A 302-nucleotide genomic window follows, 5' to 3' on the forward strand; every position below is an offset into this window, starting at 1 on the left:
TTTCCCATTTTCCCAATTATATACTGCATTCTGCGACACTCCCAATTTACTGGCAAGTTCTTTTTGCGACATACCCGTTTTTTGGCGAAGTAATTTAAGATTATTTACTATGTCTGATTTCATGCTATCACCTCTCTCTCTAAAATCATTATAGCAATATGGTGTCAAAATTACAACAAGCTATTGACAATAAAGCTAAACGGTGTTATTTTGGATTCAACACCAAAACGGTGTAGACTAAAAAGCGAGGTGAGAAACATGAGTTTAACTATCGACGATTATAAATTTTCGATCGCACTTGC

1 protein-coding gene is annotated in these 302 nt (G+C 35.1%); it reads right to left on the reverse strand.

The genetic code is table 11. The features are described 5' to 3' along the window. Window positions 1–123, reverse strand: a 123-nt coding sequence (locus tag PZH32_RS14305; protein ID WP_428994053.1) for a helix-turn-helix transcriptional regulator, incomplete at its 3' end; no start/stop codon positions are given. Between the last annotated feature and the right edge of the window lie 179 nt (window positions 124–302).

Source organism: Adlercreutzia equolifaciens (assembly GCF_029076695.1).
Taxonomy (GTDB): Bacteria; Actinomycetota; Coriobacteriia; order Coriobacteriales; family Eggerthellaceae; genus Adlercreutzia; species Adlercreutzia equolifaciens_A.